We start from the raw sequence: 17,352 nt of genomic DNA, 5'->3' as shown, positions 1-17,352 counted from the left end.
CTACTCCTGAACCAGCTCGATGAGCGTTCCGAACGAACCCTTCGGGTGAACGAACGCAACGGTGGTGCCTCGCGAGCCGGGCCGCGGCCCCTTGTCGATGGGGGTTGCCCCCGCGTCGATCATCGACTGCAGGGCCTGCGCACAGTCGTCGACGCGATAGCCCACATGGTGCAGACCCTCGCCCCGCTTCTCGAGGTACTTCGCGATGGGCGAGTCGTCTCTGGTGGCGGCGGTGAGTTGGATGTACGAGTCGGCGACCTTGACCAGGGCTTCCTCGACACCGTCGCTGTCGACGATCTCGCGGTGATGCACCTCGGCGCCGAAGGCGGCCTGGTAGTAAGCGATGGCGGCCTCGAGGTCCTTGACGGCGATCGCGATGTGGTCGATCTCGGTCAGCAGCATCGATCTGTTCCTTTCGATCACTTGCTCAGAGAGGCTGCGTGACGCTCGAAGGCGGTGATCTTGTCCTCGCCGATGCGCTCGCGCTTCTCTGGATCCTGAATGCCCATGCGGGGTTCGGGGGCCAGGCAAAGCACACCCAACTTGCCCTCGTGTTCGTTGTGGTGAACCGACAGGGCGGCCTCGCCCACCTGGTCGAGGGTGAAGGTCTTGCTGAGGATCGGATGCACCCGGCCCTGATCGATGAGCTTGTTCATCGCCCACGCCTCTTGATAGTTGGCGAAGTGGCTGGAGACGATCCTCTTCAGCTTCATCCACAGGTGACGGTTGTCGTACTCGATCATGTAGCCCGACGTCGCGGCGCAGGTGACAACGGTGCCGCCTCGCCTGACAGCGAACACCGAAGCGCCCATGGTCGAGCGGCCCGGGTGTTCGAAGATGATGTCAGGATCTTCGCCGATGAGGCTGCGGATCTTCTTGCCGAATCGACGCCACTCGGATTCGTCTTGGGTGTGTGGATCTGACCAGAACTGGTAGTTCTCGGCCTTGCGGTCGATGACGTTTTCGCAGCCGATCGAATGCAGCAGGTCTACCTTGTCGGGCGAGCTGACCACGCCGATCGGCGTACCACCCGCGGCCTTGACGAGCTGCACGGCGTATCCACCGATGCCGCCGGTGGCGCCCCACACCAGCACGTTGTCGCCCAGCGTCATGTCGGCGCCGTTGGGGCTGATGAGCATGCGATACGACGTCGAGGCGCACAGCGCGTTGACCGCGGCCTCTTCCCACGTGAGGTGGGTTGGCATGGGCATCAGCTGGTTGGCCTTGACGATAGACAGGTCGGCCAGGCCTCCGAAGTTGGTCTCGAAACCCCAGATGCGCTGGTTGGCGGCCAGCATCGAATCGTCGTGAGCGCTGGGGTCCTGGTCGTCGACGTGGTTGCAGTGCACGGTGACCCGGTCGCCCGGCTTCCAGCTGCGCACCGCACTGCCGACGCGCAGCACCACACCCGCCGCGTCAGATCCGATGATGTGTTCTTCGCGAAGATGCCTCGACGACAGGTGGCTCTCTTTGGCAAGCCGGTCGAGGAAACCGAAGGTGGGCAGGGGTTCGAAGATCGAGGTCCAAACGGTGTTGAAGTTGATCGAACTCGCCATGACGGCGATGTAGACCTCGTCGGGCGCCAACTCGGGCGTTGCGACCTCGCCAACATGCAGCGACTTTCGAGGATCCTTGTCCCAGGAGTCGAGGCCTTCGAACATGTCGACCTCGGATCTGGTGACGTATGCCGCTCGATACGACTCGGGAATCGGTATGGCGGCGATCTCGTCGGAGGAGGCACCGGCGTTGATGGCTTCGAGGAACTCCTGCATCGCGAGATCGTACGATGAACCGGGTCTCCGGCACAAACTTGCGTACCGAATGCAACCACCTTCTGGCCTGCGGGGAAGCGTGTATCTAGACTCGTGATCACGCAGCCGCTGGCGAACCTCGCAGTGGCCACGATTTGGGGAGGCCCACATGTCTGGTTCGGTGATCGTAAACGGAGCTCGCACACCGATTGGGCGCTTCAACGGCGGCCTTACGTCGTTCTCGGCGATGGAACTCGGCGGTTTCGCCATCGCTGCGGCACTCGAGAAGTCGGGTGTAGCACCAGATCAGGTCGATTTCGTGTTGATGGGCCAGGTGGTACAGGCCGGACAGGGCCAGATCACCGCCCGCCAGGCCGCGGTCAACGCCGGCATCCCGATGAGTGTCCCGGCCACCACCATCAACAAGGTGTGCCTGTCGGGCCTCAACACCATCTACCTGGCAGATCAGATGATCAAGGCCGGCGACGCCGAAATCGTGGTGGCAGGCGGCATGGAGTCGATGTCCAACACGCCTCACCTTCTCACCAACGCCCGGCGTGGCTACGGCTATGGCAACGGTGAGCTTCTCGACTCGCTGCTGCACGATGGCCTGTTCTGTGCCTTCGATGCATGTGCCATGGGGCTGGGCACCGAGCGCTATGCCGCGGCCGATGCCTCACACGTGACCCGCCAGATGATGGACGAGTTCTCGGCCCGCTCGCACGAGCGCGCGGCCAACGCCCAAAAAGACGGCCTGTTCGACGACGAGATCGTCGCCGTCACCGTTCCCCAGCGCCGAGGCGACGACCTCGTGGTCGACACCGACGAGGGAGTACGCCCCGGCACAACGGCCGAGTCGCTCGGCGGCCTGCGCCCTGCGTTCGACAAGGACGGCAACGTCACCGCAGGCAACGCGTCGCAGATCTCAGACGGCGCCAGTGCGGTTGTGATGATGAGCGCCGCCAAAGCCGAGGAACTCGGGCTGAGCCCCCGAGCTCAGCTGCTTGGCTATGGCCAGGTGGCGGGCCCCGACTCGGCGTCGCTGCTGACCCAGCCCTCGAACGCCATCCGCGCCGCAGCCGCTCGAGCCGGAGTCGACCCCTCCGGACTCGATCTCTACGAGATCAACGAGGCCTTTGCGGCTGTGGGCATCTGCTCGGTCGAAGACCTGGGCATCAGCGACGACATCGTCAACGTGAACGGCGGCGCCATCGCCCTGGGTCACCCCATCGGCATGAGCGGCAACCGTCTGGCACTGCACTTGATCAACGAACTTCACCGCCGCGGCGGTGGCGTCGGTGCAGCAGCACTGTGTGGCGGCGGCGGACAGGGCGACGCCGCCATCATCAGGACCCTCTGACGCCGCCGCGACTGGCCGGCCCTAGGCGCCGGCCAGCTCGTCGAGCACGCCCTTGACCCACAGGCTCATCTCTGGCCCACCGTGACCGTTGGCCTCCACTATGTGAAGGCGCGCGCCCGGAATGGCGCGGGCGAGCTCGTATGCAATCGACACCGGCGAGCTGACGTCCATCCGGCCGTGGACCATGAAAGTCGGCACGTCTGCAAGACGGTGGGCATGGGCCAACAGCTGCCCGTCCTCCAGGAAGGCACTGTTGGCCCAGTAGTGCGTGACCAGCCGGGCGAAGCACACCTGGAAATCGATGTCGGAGCCCGACAGGCGCGGCGCGAAGCCGTGCTGCAACGACACATGTGTGTCTTCCCACAAACACCAAGCTCGGGCAGCAGGCCGATGAACCTGGGGATCGGGATCCATCAGCAACTGGTTGTAGGCCAGGGCCAGGTTCTGCTGCCTGGCCCCAGCGGGCAGATATTCGACGAAGTCGTTCCACCGTTCGGGGAACAGGCGCGCCATGGTGCGGGTGATCCACTCGACCTCAGCGCTGGAGGTCGTGGTGATGCTGGACATCACCAGCTCTGACACCCTCTCCGGATACGCCTCGGCGTAGGCCAGCGCCAAGGTCGTGCCCCACGAGCCACCCCAAACCAACCACCGCTCGACACCCAGGTGGGATCGAAGCGACTCGATGTCGCTCAGCAGATGCTGGGTCGTGTTGGCAGCCAGGTCGACCAAGGGCTCTGCTGCACTGGGTGTGCTCTGGCCACAGTTCCGCTGGTCGAACTGGATCGCGCGATACAGCGTCGGATCGAACATCCGCCGGGTGTTGGGAGAAGAACCCGAACCCGGGCCGCCATGCAGGATCAGAGCGGGCTTCCCGACCGGGTTCCCAGCCTCTAACCACGCCACCCGGTGGCCATCGCCGACATCGATGAATCCGCTGCTGAACGGTTCGGCGAGTTCGTGCAGCTCAGTCACACCGGAACTATGGCACGGCCGCCCAGCCGCGGGCCTAGATCGGCACCGGCAACGTGACCCATCCGTCCAACTCGATGTCGTCGATTCCGAAGGCCGCGCCAAGTGTTCTTTGAGCCACGATCTCGGCCGAACCGTCGACAGTGACCGTCGGAACCAGGTGCCCGACGATGACATGTTTGGCACCGCAGCCCGCGGCCAACATGACAACCGGTGCTGGATCCTCGACGATGGTCGCCAGGTCGACGTCGTCGAAAGCCAAGATGGCCCGAAGCTCGCGATCGGGCCCCAAGGCGGCGATCATCACCTCGTCCATATCGGTCGAGAAGATCTCGAACAAGAGTCGGGCATCGTCGACGTCGTGGCACCGGATCGGATGCTGGCGGGCAGGGGGCAGATAGACCTCGACCATTGAGGCTCCAAACGTTGTTGGATTCGTCGAGGGGAAGCTGCCGAGCACACTAACGAGGGGCTGGGACAATGCTGGTTTGCCAGTTCGCGACGCCCGAAGCGTCACTCTGCCCAAAACTGACGAAGCGCCACCCCGCCGGGGCCTGAGCTTGGCGCGGGCGGGTATCCAGCCCAAGCTCCGACGAGGAGACGCTTCATCTGGAGGGAGTGGGTAACCCCTCTCCCGATGACGATTACGTTACGGAATTGTCACGAAGATGACAAGTCCATTTCGAAGATTTCTTTTGTGACGGCTGAAGCCGCTCAGATCGCCCCGATGGTTGGGTACAGCGGGTTCGCCTGGAGAAGCGCTGCCGACCGCTCGCGACAACGCTCGGCGACATCGTCACCCATCACATACTTGGCCTTGGACGGCCCGCTCTTGGCCGCTGCGGGCTCGGCGTTGGCCAGCACGTCGCAGATGATGTCCGCGACCTGGTCCATGTCGTCGGAGTTCATACCCAGCGTGGTCAGCGCCGGTGTTCCAAGCCTCACGCCGCTGGTGTACCAGGCGCCATTGGGGTCGTTCGGAATCGAGTTGCGGTTGACGATGACGCCACTGTCGTTCAGTGCCGATTCGGCCTGACGGCCAGTGAGGCCGAAGGGGGTCACATCCACCAACAACAGGTGGTTGTCGGTGCCGTCGGTCACCAGCCGTGCACCGCGGCGCTTGAGACCCTCGCCCAGAGCCGCCGCGTTGTCGACGATGCGTTGGGCGTACTGAGCGAACGAAGGCTGCTTGGCCTCGGCAAAGGCAACGGCCTTGGCCGCCATGACGTGTCCCATCGGCCCGCCGAGAACCATCGGGCATCCCTTGTCGATGAACTCGTTGAGTTCGGTGCCATCGCGCCCGGCCAGAACCATCCCGCCCCGCGGCCCGCGCAGCGACTTGTGCGTGGTCGTGGTGACGATGTGGGCATTAGCGATGGGGTCGAAATCGCCGGTGAACACGCCCCCGGCAACCAAGCCTGCGAAATGGGCCATGTCGACCATCAGATAGGCGCCGACCTCGTCGGCGATCTCACGCATCTTGGCGAAATCGACCTTTCGTGGGTAGGCCGAGTAGCCAGCGACGATGACCATGGGCCTGAACTCGCGGGCCAGCGCAGCGACGTTGTCGTAGTCGAGCAACTCGGTCTGGGGATCTACGCCATAGCTGCGCTGGTTGAACATCTTGCCCGAGATGTTGGGCCTGAAGCCGTGGGTGAGGTGGCCGCCTGCGTCCAGCGACATGCCGATCATCTTTTGATCACCCAACGAATGGCGCAGCTGGGCCCAGTCGGCCTCGGTCAGGTCGTTGACGTGTTTGACACCCTGTTCGGTCAGGAAGGGTGCTTCGACCCGCGCCGCCAGCATCGCCCAGAAGGCGACCAGGTTGGCATCGATGCCCGAGTGCGGCTGCACGTAGGCATAAGGGGCGCCGAATACCTCACAGGCCAGGTCGGCTGCCAACTGCTCGACGGTGTCGACGTTCTGGCAGCCGGCGTAGAACCGATGACCGACGGTGCCCTCGGCGTATTTGTCGCTGAACCACGTTCCCATGGTCAACAACACGGCCGGGGACGCGTAGTTCTCGGACGCGATCAGCTTGAGGTACGAGCGCTGGTCGGCGATTTCGCCACGGATCGCATCGGCGACCCTGGGCTCGACGGCACCGATCGCATCGAGCGCATTGCGGTAGGCCACGGCCTCCGGCGTGTTCTGCTGAATCGACAGTGGGTTGGGCTGCGAGGACATGGCCGCTCCTTGGGGCTTCCTATCGGGCCAACGGCCAAGCTACCCGTGTTTCAGTCGAGGGCGCGTCGATGTTCGAGCGCACGTCCCAGGGTCAGCTCGTCGGCGTACTCGAGATCGCCGCCGACGGGAAGACCCGAGGCGATACGCGTCACCGTGACGCCGAGCGGTCGCAGCAGACGGCCCAGATACATGGCCGTGGCCTCACCCTCGATGTTGGGATTGGTGCCCAGAATCACCTCGGTGACCGACTCGGGTTCCAGGCGGGCCAACAACTCGGAGACCCTCAGCTGTTCGGGGCCGATGCCCTCGATGGGGTTCAGGCACCCCTGGAGCACGTGATAGCGACCTCGAAACTCGCGGGTCTTTTCGATGGCGACCACATCTCGAGGTTCTTCGACCACGCACAAAACACCCTCGTCACGACGTGGGTCCGAGCAGATGTTGCACACCTCGTGAGCGCTGACGTTGAAACAACGCGAGCAGAACCGAACGAGCTCTTTGGCCGTCGCGATGGCATTCGCCAAACGAAGAGCGTCCTGCGACGGCAGCTTGAGAAGATGGAACGCGATGCGCTGAGCTGACTTGGGCCCGATTCCAGGCATCTTGCCCAGCTCGTCGATGAGGTCTTGTACCGGACCCTCGTACATGTTCGAAACGAACCGATCAGCCGAGCAAGCCGCCAAGACCACCGATGTCGCCGAGCGGGCCCATGGCCTCGCTCTGGACCTCGGCGCCCTTGGCCAGAGCGTCGGCTATGGCGGTGTGGACGAGGTCTTCCAGCATCGAGACATCGGAGGGGTCGACGACCTGGGGCGAGATGGAGACCGAGCGAACCTGCCCACCAGCGGTCATGGTGACCGACACCAATCCGTTGGCCGCAACACCTTGGACCTCGGTTGACGCAGCTTGTTGCTGAGCGGCCATCAGCTGGGCCTGCATGCTCTGGGCCTGCTGAAGCAGGCTGTTCATATCGAATCCGTCGCTCATGTTTGCTCCGAGGGTCGAGGAATTGTGGGGCCGATCACATCTCGTCGACATCGACGATACGGGCACCGGGGAATGCATCGGCCAAACGCTCGACTCCGGTGCGTCCGTCTGGTGGCGCATCGGTGAGCTCGGAGAGGTCGTGAACCTCGTCTTCGGCCTCGCTGGGTGCCGCCGAGGTGCCCGGAGGCTGAGACACCCCGGAACCTCCCTCGGAAGCGATACGAAGCTCTACCGAAATCGCACAACCGAAGTGGTTCGACAGCAACTGCTCGATCGTGGATAGGTGCTCGACGCACCGGTCGCGGGTCATCTCGTTGGGGAACGAGCAGACGACCTGTCCGGGCTGGTCAGCTGAAACGTCGGCGCCCAAGAACAGCGCCCGCGCCCGGCCCGAGGCCACCGAGATGAGGTCGGGCCACTGCTCGATGACCTGGGTGGGCGACGGTGCGTTCGACGGTGCCGTGGCCTCGGGGGCAACCGGTTGTGTATCGACGGGCTCGGCGATCGGTTTGAGCGGTGGATCGTCGACCACTGGAGCGGGTGCTGGAACCGGAGACGCAACCTGCCCAGGAGACGGCGGAGGAGGTGGCGCAGACGGGGCCACGCCGGTCGGTGGTTGAGGCCGGGCAGGCGGCTCGGGCTGTTGAGGGCCTGCCGACGCGCCCGTGGCATTGGCCAAGGCCGCACGCGCCGCTCCCACCTTTGACGAGCCGACCGAGCTGCCCCGTCGCTGAGCTTGAGGCGGTGCAGATGCCGAAGGAGCCGGGCCGGGCGATGGAGCCGGAGGCGGCGACGAGGCCGGCGCAACCGGAGCAGAAGGTGCAGCCGCTGGGCCGCCCGCTGCCGGGGGTGCGGTGGCCGAGACACCGGACGCCAGCGCGGCCTCGAGCCGCTCGATGCGCGCTATCAGGGCATCGACCGAACCCGAGGCCTGCGCCGAGGTCAGCTTGACCAGTGCAACCTCGACAACCAGGCGAGGATCGGCAGCCTGGCGAGCGTCGACCAGAGCGGTACCCAGCGTCTCGAGGGCTCGAACGATGAGGCCGGCGCCAAGCCCTGACGCCTGCTGGTCGAGGTGCTCGACCATGGAGGCGGGTAATTCGGGCGGCGCCGCACCTTGCTTGACCAGGAACATGTCGCGCAGATGCCGGGTGAGCGCCTCGACCAGCTCGCGAGGGTCGGCGCCAGAGGACACCGCGCCGGCGACGGCCTGCAACGCCGCGGCGCTGTCTGAGCTGGCGAGCGAATCGACCAGGGCGTCGACCGGGATGTGGTCGTCGGCGATGCCGCCCGCAGCAATGACCTGATCGAGCGCCGAAAGTGTGTCGCGCGCAGATCCTCCACCACGCTTGACAACGTGATCGATGACGTCGTCGCCGACCTCGATCCCCGCCTTGGATGCGATCTCGCGCACATGCTGCGAAAGCTCGGCCGAACCGATGAGGCTCAACTCGACGTGCTGGGTGCGGCTGCGGATCGTCGGCAGCACCTTCTGAGGGTCGGTGGTTGCCAACACGAACACCACATGGCCCGGAGGTTCCTCGAGCGTTTTCAACAACGCATTGGAAGCCTCCTTGGTCAGCATGTGAACCTCGTCGAGGATGTACACCTTGCGCCGACCAGGCGTGCCCATTGCGACGCTGCGGACCAGGTCCTTGACATCGTCGATGCCCCGATTGGACGCTGCGTCGAGCTCGTAGAGGTCCATCGAGTTGCCGTTCTCGATGGCCAAACAGGCCGGACAGTTACAACACGGTTCACCGTCGGCGCCCAGGTTCTCGCAGTTGAGAGCCTTGGCCAGGATGCGCGCCGTCGAGGTCTTGCCGGTGCCGCGCGGTCCGCTGAACAGATAGGCGTGACCCACCCGATCGTCTCGCACCGCGTTCTTCAGAGCCGCAACCAGGTGCGATTGCCCCACGACCTCGTCGAAGCGCTGCGGGCGAAAGCGTCGATACAGAGATTGATAGGCCACGGAGTCCGAGCCTACCGGCGCGATGTGACAGCCTGAATCGTATGGCGCCCACACCCGTAGACCCTGACCGATTCGCCCAACTCGAAGGGCTCGAAGACTGGCGCTACCACCTCGGCGCCATCCACTCCGACTTCCGCGCCGGATCGTTCCCCGCCGCCGCCAACCTCGCCGAACGAATCGCTGACGCTGCCGAACAAGCGGTTCACCATCCCGACATCACGATCCTCTACCCCGACCGCGTCAGGGTCACATTGACCACGCACGAGATCGGCGGTCTCAGCGAACTAGACGTCGACTTGGCCCGCGAAGTCTCCCGGCTCTCGTCGGCCGCCGGTGCCACCTGCGAACCCACGGCGTCGCAATCGATCGAGGTCACCATCGACGTGACCGACATCGAAGCCTGCGCTCCGTTCTGGGCTGCTGTCATGGGCGGCTATCGCCGTGTAGGCGATCGGCTTCTCGTAGATCCGCTTCGAAGCGGCCCCACGATCTTTTTCCAGAAGATGGACGTTCCGCGCCCTCAGCGCAGCCGCATGCACATCGACGTGTCTGTTCCCCATGACACAGCCGAGGCCCGGGTAGCGGCTGCAATCGAAGCCGGTGGGCGGTTGCTCGACGACTCACACGCCCGGGCGTTCTGGGTCTTGGCGGACCCCGAGGGCAACGAAGCCTGTGTGTGCACCTGGCAGGACCGGAACTGACCAGCCGTCGCTAGGCGATCGGAAAACGGCAACCGCCTCCTCACGAGGCGGCCAGGCTACCCGCGGCACACGATCGGTTTCGCTGAGGGCTGCTGCCTCCCGGCCCTGACCCGATTCACGAGCAATCGTTGCACGGGACCCGGCCGCCACGTCAGGAGGCGAGTCCGGCGCAAATGGTACAGGCACCCCGGCCGCAGACAACGCCGGAACTGGGTTTGATTCCCGGCCCGATCAGCTACTCTCTACCGAAATTGGAGAGGTCGCATAGTCTGGCTTAGTGCACCATCTTGGAAAGGTGGCGTGGGGCAACCCACCGGGGGTTCGAATCCCCCCCTCTCCGCCAGAACCCGTCGCAAGACACCTGCAAGGCCCGAACCGGATCCGGTTCGGGTTCTTTGGTGTTGGGTCGCTCAGCGGGCCAGGTCGCCGTCGATCGCCTCGCGGATCAGATCTGCATGGCCGCAGTGACGGGCGTACTCCTCGATCATGTGGATCAGGATCCAGCGCATGCTGTGGCGCTGTTCGCCGCCACCAGCCGCGAGCTGATCCAGTGACCCCGTCGCAGCAACGACCCGTCGAGCCCTCTCGACAGCCAGATCGAATCGAGCGATCAGCTCGTCGCGCCCCTGGCCCTCGGCCCAGGTCATCTCGGCGTCGGCATCGGCGTCCCAATCGAAATCGGCCCACGGTTGCTCGGGTTCGTCACCGCAGAACCTCACGCAGAACCACGTCTCTTCGACCAGGGCCATGTGCCCGATGAGCCGGGCCAGACTCAACGTCGACGGTGGGTGGGTCGCGCGCAACTGTTCATCGGACAACCCAAACGCCCGGTCGATCAGCTCGAATCGGTAGAAGTCGAGGAACGACGTGAGCATCGTCGCCTCGTCGGCATCCAGCGGGATGGGTGGGGCATCGGGTCTTTCCATGGACGGAAGCTAGGCCACGGCCATCCGAATGGTCAGGGGAATTGTGTCGTCAACACCTGAATCTGGGGTCACCTGGCGGATCTGGGGTCGAATTCGGGTCGGCGGTGGGCAGAAACCGACCCCAGATTCGGAAGGCGCGGGAACGAGCGAGCAGGCGGGTCAGTCCTCGAGGGACGGGCGCTTTTCGCCGAAGCGGTTCCAGCTGGTGAGGCTCTCGGCCGGGCGTCTCGACGCGACGCCCCACTTGCCGGTAGGCACCCCGAGCGGCAGGAGAGCAACGATCTCGTAGCGGTCGGGGACACCGACAACCTCTCGAACCTCGTCTTCGTAGATCCGAAACACCGAAGTGAGCACGGTTCCGACACCCTCGCTGCGGGCGGCCAGGATCAGGTTCTGCACGGCCGGATACACCGACGCATACACGGGACCGACGTCCATGACACCCTCATCGTCCTCGATCGCCATCGAGATCTTGGGGACGATCACCAGGATCATCGCCGGCACTGAAGCCAGACTGCGAGCCAGATCGTCGGTGGCCTTCCAGTTGCGCTGATGGCGCTTCTCGGCGTCGGCGTCCTTGAAGGGCGGCACGTACTTCTGGATGGCGGGCTCGTAGCGCTCGTGGGCCTTCAGATAGATGGCCGCGATGCGGTCTTTGACGTCTTGTTCGGTTACGACGAGGAACTGGTAGGGCTGGATGTTTCCACCGCTAGGGGCCTGCACCGCGGCGCGCAAGATGCGCTGGATGGTCGCGTCGCTTACCGGCTCGTCGCTGTAACGACGCATCGCGCGCGTGGTCATCAACGCTTCGTAGAGCTCCATGGGTATCCGCCTATCGATTCTTGAACTCGGGCTCGCGCCGCTCCTTCAGAGCGGCGAGGGCTTCCTTGTGGTCTTCGGTGCCGAACGTGACGATCTCGAGCGCGGTGGCCAGGTCGAACGAGGCATTGGCCGCGTCCTTGAGCAGCTTGTTGACCGCCATCTTCGTGTATTGGATGGCTCGTGGTGCGCCGGCCGCGATGCGGCGAGCGAACGCCAACGCCTGATCGACACATGCATCGTCTGGGGTGACGAAGTTGACCAGGCCGATGCGATGGGCCTCGGCCGCCGAGATCGGGTCGCCGGTGAACAGATACTGCTTGGCCAAAGCCGGACCGACAGCGAGGGGCCAGGCGATGGTTCCACCGTCGCCGGCCACGATGCCGACCTTCACGTGGGGGTCACCGATGGTGGCCGACTCGGCTACGAAGATGATGTCGCACAGCAGGGCGATGGATGCGCCCAGCCCCATGGCGTGGCCGTTGACCGCCGCGACGATGGGAATCTGCACATCGAGCATGTCCCAGATGAGGTTCTTGCCGTCGCGATGCACCTCGTCGAGCAGCTCGCGATCTTCGAGGGCAGGGAACCAGTCGAAGTCGCCGCCGGCCGAGAACGTCTTGCCGGAACCGGTGAGCAGGATGCACCGAGCCTCGGTCTCTTCCTGTAGCAGCGGGAAGAGCTGAGCCATCTCCTCGTGCATGGTGGCGTTGACCGCGTTCAGCCAGTTGTCGGGCCGGTCGATGGTGACCTTCAGAACGTGGCCGTCGAGGCGTTCGAAGTGCAGGTATTGGAACTCGTCGAACGAGCGTCGCTGTCTCATTGACCCCCCTGAGGTCAGCTGGGCTCGCGGGGCAAACCCAGCAGTCGTTCACCCAAGATGTTCTTCTGGATCTGGGTGGTGCCGCCACCGATTGTCAACGCCCGGCTGAACAGATATCCCCAGTGCCACACGTCGAGGTGTTCGGCTTGTTCGTTCTGGAGGCCGATCATGCCCTGTGGACCGGCCAGGTCTTTCACCAGGCCGGTCAGCTCCTGTCCGAGAATGTCGGCCAGCGTCTTGCGGATGGATGCCTCGGGCCCAGGGTCGCGGCCAGCCAGTATCGCCTCGACGATCTTGTCGCCCAGCAGGTTGACGATGAAGGTGTTGGTATAGGCACGGGCTGCCCGCTGGCGCATCACCGGGTCGGCACCGGCACCACGAGCCTTGATCTCGTCGAGGCATTCGGCCGGAGTTGGGCCCATGCCCCACAAGACGCCGCCCTCGCTGAGCGAGACCCGCTCGTTGCCGAGGGTCACCTTGGCCAGGCGCCAGCCATCGTTCTCTTCGCCGATGCGGTTGGCGACCGGTATGCGGACGTCGTTCAGGAAAGTCTCGTTGAAGTGGTTGCCACCGGTCATCTCGATGATCTTGCGAACCTCGATGCCCGGTGTGTTCATGTCGACCACGAAGTACGAGATGCCCTTGTGTTTGGGCGCGGCCGGGTCGGTTCTGGCCAGCAGGATGCCCCAACGCGATCGGTTGGCCCACGTCGACCAGATCTTCTGGCCATTCACCACGTATTCGTCGCCGTCGCGTTCGGCCCGGGTTCGAAGCGACGCCAAGTCGCTGCCCGCGTCGGGTTCGGAGAACAGCTGGCACCACTCGTCGGACCCGTCGAGGATCGAGGGCAACCAGCGCTGTTGCTGGGTTTGGGTGCCGCCGGCCACGATGGTGGGGCCGGCCCAACCGATCGCTATGGGGTTGTCTGGCCGCTCGATTCGGGCCCTGGCCAACTCGTCGTCGATGATCAGCTGAAGCTCGGGGTCAGCCCCCAGACCCCATGGCCTGGGCCAGTGCGGCGCGACGTAGCCCGCCTCGGCCAGCTCGCGCGCCGATGCATCGGGGTGCGCCTCGACCCACGCCCGGACCTCGAGTCGGCGGGGATCATCCTGTGGTGGCAACGAGATGGGCATCGCCTCAAAGCTGCCTTACATCGGTGTCCAAACCCAACTTGATGCGGCCCGGCGCCTCGTAGGTACGAGGGGCGATCATGGCGTGCTGGGTGGCCACGAACACATCGCGGAAGCAGCGCTGAATCGGGCTGGTCTTGTAGACGGCCGCACCACCGGCGGCCAGGTACATCATCTGGGTGACCTCGGCCGCTGTCTGGGTGGCGTGGGTGGCGGCCAGGCGCAGCAAACGCTTCTGTTCGGCGTCGGCAGGTTTGCCCTCCAAAGCGTTGGCCCACGCGGCCTCGACCGTGTCTTCCACGAATACCCAGGCCGATCGCATCATGGCTTCGGCGCGGCCCACATCGTGTTGGATCGTCATCCGATCCGCGAGGGGTCTGGAGCTGCCCTGAGGCTTCTTGGCCCCGGCCAATTCAACCAGCTCGTCGATGGCGCGCCGGCCGATGCCCGCCGCGGTCGAGGCGATGCCCAGTGCCAGGATTCCGAACAGGGAGAAGTTGGTGAACGGGTTCTCTCGTTTGGGTAGGTCGCGACCGAACTGCACCCAGCGCCCCTGCGGAACGAACGCCTCGTCGGTCGAATAGTCGAGCGAACCGGTGCCAGACAGTCCCGACACATCCCAGGTGTCGATGAACTGCACGTCTTCGATGTCGAACAACACGTAGGGCGCCATGAGCCCGTCGTCGCCCACCGTGGGGTTGCCGTCCTGGTCGACGATTATGCAGCCGCCACCAATCCAGGTGCAGTGCTTGGTGCCAGACCCCCACGACCAGCGCCCGGTGACTCGCAGGCCGCCGTCGACCTGACGGGCGCGCCCCATGGGTCCAACGAATCCGCCGGTGATCGACATCGGGTCGCCGAAGATCGCCTGGGCGTACTCGTCGGAGAGGTACGAGGCAGCTACCGAGCTGGTTGACGAGATGGCGACGCTCCAACCGGCCGAGCCGTCGTGGTAGCCGTACTCCTCGATGACCTGCAGGCCCTCCCAAGCCGATATCCCCGGCCCGCCCAAGGAGGGTGGCACGTACATCCGGAAGGCCTGGCTGGGACGAATCGCATCAACGATGTCGAGAGGCAGGGTGCCCGCCTGCTCGATCTCGTTGCCGCGCTCGGCAATCCAAGGCCCCAGGCGGCGCGCTTCTTCCAGTATCGAGTTGCCCATGGACGAAATCTAGAGTGCTACTCCAGATTTTTCAAGGCAGGCGCGAGAAGCTCTCCAGCTTCAGAGCGACCCTAGACTGCGCTGAATGGCGCCTAGCGATCGACCCAGCACACGGGCCCAACGGACAAAGGCCGATCTCAAGGCCGCGATTCACTTCGAGATCGCTCGGTCCGGAACCCTGGATGTCGCCGCCGTGACCGAAGCGGCGGGGCTCTCGCAGGCCACCTTCTACAGCCACTTCGGCTCGCACGACGACGCCCTGGCAGCGGCCCTCGACATCAGCCTCACCAACGTCACCGAGGTGAGCCGGAGCATCGTCAACATCGAGACGATTCTCGAAATGGGCCTCGCCGACATGATCGACCTCTTGGTCGAACAACTCGTGGTCGCATTCGGAGTCGAAGCACCGGTCTTGCGCGTTGCGCTGGCCCGACTCTCGCAGAACACGACCATTCGCGATGTCTACCGCAGCCACCAGTCAGCTCATCACCTTCACCTGACCAAACAACTCGAGCTCGGCCAACGCGCGTCGGTGGTCAGGGCGGGCGAGCCAGACCAACTCGCCGCAGCGCTGCTCGTGTCTGCTCAGGGCCTGAACAACCCGCTGCTGCTGCGAACCGACGCCAACGACGAGACCATGAGCGCTCTGAAGCGGGCCCTGTTGGCGATCCTCAAGCCTGACGCAACATCGTGACCGAGTGCCCATCGGCTGCGACCGGCTCGAAGCCGAACCGAGCGTAGAGCGCTGTCGCCGGGTTTCGATCGTCGACCGACAGGCTCATCCGAGGCGCCAGTTCGAGCAAGGCGGCGAGCAGCTTCGAACCGATGCCTTCCCCGCGTCGCTCGGCCACGACCGCGATCCCCAGCTCGGGAGTATGTTCATCGACCCATCCGTAGCCCGGATCGTCTGCGGGCAGACGACGGCCCCACGCCGCGCCAACCCGCTGGCCGGCGACCTCGGCGACAAACCCGACATCACCAGCGAGGTCACCGAAGTCGACGATGTAGTGGGCGATACCCGGCTCGTCCAGCACCGACCGCGGATAGGGCTTGGCTCCGGGAGCAACGTACAAAGCCTCGTACTGCATGTCCCACAGGAAGTCTCGGTCGCTGGGTTCGACCGCCCTGAGGCGGATGCTCAAGCGATGACGCCGGCCGGGCGGTGATCGCCGACGATCGACACCCGCTCGCCATAGCGTGAATAGGGGTGGTAATCCCACACCGCATGGTGCTGGGTGCAGCGGTTGTCCCACAGGGTCACCGTGTTGGGCTGCCACTCGACTCGGCAGTAGAGCCGGGGATTGGTCGCGACCAGGTCATAGAGGCTGTTCAAGATCGCGTCGCTCTCCCAGCGACGCAGGCCCTTGATGTGCGATGTGAAGGCCGGGTTGACGTAGAGGACCTTGCGGCCGGTCTCGGGGTGAACCGCTATGACCGGGTGTTCGTTGCGCGGGTAGCCGCCCTCAGGTGGCTCGGTGTTGTATGCACCGACGTAGGGAATGCCCCCGTCGTGCACGGCGGTGAGCCCCTCGAGGAACTGCTGCATCGATGGCGACAGCATCTCGTATGCCAGGTACATGTCGGCGAACAAGGTGTCGCCGCCCCCACACTCGGGTGGTTCGGTGATGTACAGCGCCGACCCCATCGGAGGGATTTCGTCGCAGGTGACGTCGGCATGCCAGGCGTCGCCTGCTGTGTAGGCCGAGTTGGCCGTTGTCTTGACGACCAGGATCTCGGGGTCGCCGCTGCGAGAATGGTTCAGCGGATGCACATGAAGCGTTCCGAAGTAGCGGCCAAACGCCTTGTGCGCCTCGCGATCCAGTTGCTGGTCGCGAAACACCAAGACCTGCCAGTCGAGGAACGCACGTCTGAGATCGGCCAGCTGGTCGTCTGACAACGGCTGCGACAGGTCGAGACCTTCGACTTCGGCGCCTATGTGCGGGGTAAGGGTGGAGATGTTGAAGCTGCCGTAATCGCGGCGCCGTCCTGTGGACTGGTTTTCGATGACACTCATGTCGGACCCCCTTGGGTGGTGTGATCCAGATAATCCGATCGGGGTACTCACGACCTAATCGGACCGCGTAGTGTTCTGCGCGTTATGAACGACGAAGAGGCCATGGCGGTTGCCCTCGAAGAGGCCCGCGCCGCGCTCGATCACGGAGACGTGCCGGTTGGCGCGGTGGTCTTGGTTGGAGGCGAGATCGTTGCCAGGCGCCACAACGAACGGCAGTTGACCGGCGACCCCACAGCCCACGCCGAGATCCTCGCCTTGCGCAACGCGGCCTCCGCAGTCGACGACGGGTGGCGCCTGACCGAGGCAACACTGGTCGTGACACTGGAACCGTGCGCCATGTGTGCGGGCGCAGCACTCAACTCACGCATTGCACGCGTCGTTTACGGCGCGGCCGACATGAAGGCCGGGGCGGTGCTGTCGCTGATGGGGATCGGCTCTGACCCGCGCCTCAATCACGAGTTCGAGGTCGTTCACGGCGTGCGTGCCGACGAATGTGCCGACCTGTTGACCTCGTTCTTCTCGGCGGCGCGCGAACAGCGCTAGACCCG

Annotated in this window: 19 protein-coding genes, 1 tRNA gene and 1 other RNA gene; 5 read left to right on the top strand and 16 right to left on the bottom strand. The window is 64.6% G+C overall.

Features of this window, described 5'->3' with window-relative positions; translation table 11 throughout:
• Positions 1-402, bottom strand: coding sequence for a methylmalonyl-CoA epimerase (gene mce / locus R2770_12885; protein ID MEZ5281351.1), 402 nt, complete (start codon positions 400-402; stop codon positions 1-3).
• Between the two features lie 17 nt (positions 403-419).
• Entirely contained in the window at positions 420-1,772 is a 1,353-nt protein-coding gene (gene ccrA, locus R2770_12880; GenBank protein MEZ5281350.1) for a crotonyl-CoA carboxylase/reductase, read from the bottom strand.
• A 148-nt stretch (positions 1,773-1,920) separates the two neighbouring features.
• Here ccrA and R2770_12875 point away from each other — a divergent pair, with 148 nt between their 5' ends.
• A complete protein-coding gene (locus tag R2770_12875) occupies positions 1,921-3,111 on the top strand; it encodes an acetyl-CoA C-acetyltransferase (GenBank protein ID MEZ5281349.1) in 1,191 nt (396 codons plus the stop codon).
• 21 nt (positions 3,112-3,132) lie between these two features.
• Here R2770_12875 and pip read toward each other — a convergent pair whose 3' ends face one another.
• The 6 genes from pip to dnaX form a co-directional block, all read right to left on the bottom strand.
• Positions 3,133-4,086 (bottom strand): prolyl aminopeptidase, encoded by a 954-nt coding sequence (pip, locus tag R2770_12870; GenBank protein MEZ5281348.1) that lies wholly within the window; start codon positions 4,084-4,086, stop codon positions 3,133-3,135.
• 34 nt (positions 4,087-4,120) lie between these two features.
• Positions 4,121-4,495, bottom strand: a complete 375-nt coding sequence (locus tag R2770_12865) for a hypothetical protein (protein ID MEZ5281347.1) — start codon at positions 4,493-4,495, stop codon at positions 4,121-4,123.
• A 302-nt stretch (positions 4,496-4,797) separates the two neighbouring features.
• Entirely contained in the window at positions 4,798-6,270 is a 1,473-nt protein-coding gene (locus tag R2770_12860) for a glycine hydroxymethyltransferase (protein ID MEZ5281346.1), read from the bottom strand.
• Between the two features lie 50 nt (positions 6,271-6,320).
• Entirely contained in the window at positions 6,321-6,917 is a 597-nt protein-coding gene (gene recR / locus R2770_12855; protein ID MEZ5281345.1) for a recombination mediator RecR, read from the bottom strand.
• A gap of 16 nt (positions 6,918-6,933) precedes the next feature.
• Entirely contained in the window at positions 6,934-7,257 is a 324-nt protein-coding gene (locus R2770_12850) for a YbaB/EbfC family nucleoid-associated protein (GenBank protein MEZ5281344.1), read from the bottom strand.
• 34 nt (positions 7,258-7,291) lie between these two features.
• Positions 7,292-9,229, bottom strand: coding sequence for a DNA polymerase III subunit gamma/tau (gene dnaX / locus R2770_12845; GenBank protein MEZ5281343.1), 1,938 nt, complete (start codon positions 9,227-9,229; stop codon positions 7,292-7,294).
• 41 nt (positions 9,230-9,270) lie between these two features.
• Between dnaX and R2770_12840 the strand changes: the two genes are divergently transcribed.
• The gene (locus R2770_12840; GenBank protein MEZ5281342.1) at positions 9,271-9,930 is read left to right on the top strand and encodes a VOC family protein; all 660 of its coding nucleotides are present in this window, start codon (positions 9,271-9,273) and stop codon (positions 9,928-9,930) included.
• A gap of 46 nt (positions 9,931-9,976) precedes the next feature.
• Here the strand turns inward: R2770_12840 and ffs are convergent.
• Positions 9,977-10,075: signal recognition particle sRNA small type (gene ffs / locus R2770_12835), an RNA gene on the bottom strand.
• Between the two features lie 108 nt (positions 10,076-10,183).
• On the opposite strand from ffs, the gene R2770_12830 reads away from it, so the two are divergent.
• Positions 10,184-10,273 (top strand) — tRNA-Ser (locus R2770_12830).
• Between the two features lie 67 nt (positions 10,274-10,340).
• Here the strand turns inward: R2770_12830 and R2770_12825 are convergent.
• The 5 genes from R2770_12825 to R2770_12805 form a co-directional block, all read right to left on the bottom strand.
• A complete protein-coding gene (locus R2770_12825; GenBank protein MEZ5281341.1) occupies positions 10,341-10,856 on the bottom strand; it encodes a DinB family protein in 516 nt (171 codons plus the stop codon).
• Between the two features lie 159 nt (positions 10,857-11,015).
• Complete coding sequence (locus R2770_12820) at positions 11,016-11,678, bottom strand: nitroreductase family protein (protein MEZ5281340.1); 663 nt, start codon at positions 11,676-11,678, stop codon at positions 11,016-11,018.
• A gap of 10 nt (positions 11,679-11,688) precedes the next feature.
• On the bottom strand, positions 11,689-12,498 hold the full coding sequence (locus R2770_12815; GenBank protein ID MEZ5281339.1) for an enoyl-CoA hydratase-related protein: 810 nt from the start codon (positions 12,496-12,498) through the stop codon (positions 11,689-11,691).
• Between the two features lie 14 nt (positions 12,499-12,512).
• Positions 12,513-13,631, bottom strand: coding sequence for an acyl-CoA dehydrogenase family protein (locus R2770_12810; protein MEZ5281338.1), 1,119 nt, complete (start codon positions 13,629-13,631; stop codon positions 12,513-12,515).
• Positions 13,632-13,635: 4 nt separating this feature from the next.
• The gene (locus R2770_12805) at positions 13,636-14,790 is read right to left on the bottom strand and encodes an acyl-CoA dehydrogenase family protein (protein ID MEZ5281337.1); all 1,155 of its coding nucleotides are present in this window, start codon (positions 14,788-14,790) and stop codon (positions 13,636-13,638) included.
• A gap of 85 nt (positions 14,791-14,875) precedes the next feature.
• Between R2770_12805 and R2770_12800 the strand changes: the two genes are divergently transcribed.
• The gene (locus R2770_12800) at positions 14,876-15,484 is read left to right on the top strand and encodes a TetR/AcrR family transcriptional regulator (protein ID MEZ5281336.1); all 609 of its coding nucleotides are present in this window, start codon (positions 14,876-14,878) and stop codon (positions 15,482-15,484) included.
• On the opposite strand, the gene R2770_12795 is transcribed toward R2770_12800, so the two are convergent.
• Together R2770_12795 and R2770_12790 are read right to left on the bottom strand one after the other, a co-directional pair.
• Entirely contained in the window at positions 15,462-15,932 is a 471-nt protein-coding gene (locus R2770_12795) for a GNAT family N-acetyltransferase (GenBank protein MEZ5281335.1), read from the bottom strand. The genes R2770_12800 and R2770_12795 overlap by 23 nt on opposite strands.
• A complete protein-coding gene (locus tag R2770_12790) occupies positions 15,929-16,804 on the bottom strand; it encodes a TauD/TfdA family dioxygenase (GenBank protein MEZ5281334.1) in 876 nt (291 codons plus the stop codon). The genes R2770_12795 and R2770_12790 overlap by 4 nt, the downstream gene beginning before the upstream one ends.
• A gap of 84 nt (positions 16,805-16,888) precedes the next feature.
• On the opposite strand from R2770_12790, the gene tadA reads away from it, so the two are divergent.
• Positions 16,889-17,347 (top strand): tRNA adenosine(34) deaminase TadA, encoded by a 459-nt coding sequence (gene tadA / locus R2770_12785; protein ID MEZ5281333.1) that lies wholly within the window; start codon positions 16,889-16,891, stop codon positions 17,345-17,347.
• The last annotated feature ends 5 nt before the right edge of the window (positions 17,348-17,352 follow it).

Source organism: Acidimicrobiales bacterium (assembly GCA_041394185.1).
Lineage (GTDB): Bacteria > Actinomycetota > Acidimicrobiia > Acidimicrobiales > Poriferisodalaceae > JAAETH01.
This window is presented reverse-complemented; position numbering and strand designations above follow the sequence as displayed.